This is a genomic window from Mesobacillus sp. (assembly GCF_049588175.1).
Taxonomy (GTDB): domain Bacteria; phylum Bacillota; class Bacilli; order Bacillales; family Cytobacillaceae; genus Mesobacillus.
The window spans coordinates 1-1,996 of record NZ_JBAVFI010000435.1 but is presented as its reverse complement, the minus strand read 5'-3'; the positions used below and the strand labels follow the sequence as shown (position 1 = coordinate 1,996).

Genomic DNA, 1,996 nt, shown 5'->3' with positions numbered 1-1,996 from the left:
GATTAATAACGGGACAATGTCTAAACAGGATATTAACAGCATACTCAGCAGTGCTTCCTCCTCCCTTCCTATTTTCATTGGATTAATATTAATTGCCATCTATGTTTTTTCTAGCGGCATGAAATTCATAGAAATTTCTATTCTCGCTTTATTCGGTCTACTATTAAAAAACCTAGCAGGGAAAAGCCTCCAATATAAACACTTGTGGAGAATGGCAGGTTATAGTATCACTCTTCCGACCTTATTTTTCACGATCATGTCACTGTTGAAAACGACAGTTACTTACAGCTTCATGATTAACTGGTTTGTTGGATCCATGATGCTTTTGCTGGCTATTAAGGAAGTTCCAACATCAAAAAAGAAAGTGGATTAAAAAACGCGCCTCTTGGCGCTTTTTTTGATATGGTCTCAGTTTAAGTTCATTGTTGATATTTATAATCTTCTATTCAAAAAGCAAATAAAAAAATCTATTAACATGTTCTCAACTCTATTTTTCCTGCATAAGTTTTGATATAGGCTCTTAAAGGGAGGAAAATCCTATGAAAAAACTTGCAGGATTCCTGTTTCTTGTAGTGATCGTATATGCCATTTACAATGATTTAAGCGCAGGCACTCTCCCTGCTGCAAATATGCAAAAGATAGAAACTGCTGAAAAAGTAGTCAAAAAGCAGACAGAGGAGAAAGGAACGAAAAAAACAAACAATATTCCATACTTTGAACACGAGGTAAAACCTGGAGATACCGTATTATCTGTGCTGGACAGCAATTCAAAAAGCCAACTCGCAGTACCGATATCACAAGCTGTTACGGATTTCAAATTACTGAATGACGGGACAGACCCTCAAAAAATCAAGTTTGGCAACACATATAAATTTCCGGACTACAGCGAAAGAAATTAGCAAAGGCTAACAATTAAAGTCTTTCCTTGTCAATAAGAACAAAAGATTGATAAAATGGGGTTGTGCATCATTTGAAATTAAAAGATGAATTCCATTTTTTAAAGGAGCGAATCACCATTGAGTGAAATTATACATCGTACCAAAACCCGCCCAATTAAAGTTGGGAATTTAACAATAGGCGGCAACAATGAAGTTGTCATCCAGAGTATGACAACAACAAAGACGCACGACGTTGAAGCTACAGTAGCTGAAATCAAACGCCTCGAAGAAGCAGGCTGCCAAATCGTCCGTGTTGCTTGTCCGGATGAAAGAGCCGCGAATGCAATTCCTGAAATCAAAAAACGGATCAATATTCCGCTTGTGGTAGATATTCACTTCGATTACCGTTTAGCGCTGAAGGCAATTGAAGGCGGAGCAGACAAAATCAGGATCAACCCTGGTAATATCGGCAAACGCGAAAAGGTAGAGGCAGTTGTGAAAGCTGCGAAAGAACGCGGGATTCCAATTAGGATCGGTGTTAATGCAGGTTCTCTGGAAAGACGAATTCTTGAGAAGTATGGATATCCAACTGCAGATGGAATGGTAGAAAGTGCCTTACATCACATTAAAATCCTTGAAGACTTAGATTTCCACAATATTATTGTTTCAATGAAGGCCTCAGATGTAAACCTGGCCATTGAAGCGTACGAAAAAGCCGCTAAGGCATTTGACTATCCGCTTCATCTTGGAATTACCGAATCGGGAACATTATTCGCTGGCACTGTAAAAAGTGCTGCTGGACTTGGAGCTATCCTCAGCAAGGGAATTGGCAACACTGTCAGAATCAGCTTAAGTGCGGACCCTGTTGAAGAAGTCAAGGTTGCAAGAGAACTATTGAAGTCATTTGGTCTTGCTGCTAATGCTGCGACATTAATTTCCTGCCCAACCTGCGGAAGGATTGAGATCGACTTGATCAGCATCGCCAACGAAGTAGAAGAATACATTTCAAAAATAAAAGCACCTATCAAAGTTGCCGTCCTTGGCTGTGCTGTTAACGGCCCTGGAGAAGCACGTGAGGCGGATATCGGCATTGCGGGAGCAAGAGGGGAAGGCTTGTT

At 40.1% G+C, this 1,996-nt stretch carries 3 protein-coding genes; all 3 read left to right on the top strand.

Translation table 11 applies throughout. The features are described 5' to 3' along the window. A partial coding sequence (locus WB217_RS10730; protein ID WP_423993221.1) for a DUF1189 family protein occupies positions 1-373 on the top strand: 373 nt, incomplete at its 5' end. 166 nt (positions 374-539) lie between these two features. Then, positions 540-899, top strand: coding sequence for a hypothetical protein (locus tag WB217_RS10725; RefSeq protein WP_423993220.1), 360 nt, complete (start codon positions 540-542; stop codon positions 897-899). Positions 900-1,025: 126 nt separating this feature from the next. Beyond that, positions 1,026-1,996, top strand: a 971-nt coding sequence (gene ispG / locus WB217_RS10720; RefSeq protein ID WP_423993222.1) for a flavodoxin-dependent (E)-4-hydroxy-3-methylbut-2-enyl-diphosphate synthase, incomplete at its 3' end; no start/stop codon positions are given.

Coding starts and splice junctions, on each gene's coding strand:
- WB217_RS10725 (WP_423993220.1), top strand. CDS start 540: ATGAAAAAACTTGCAGGATTCCTGTTTCTTGTAGTGATCGTATATGCC.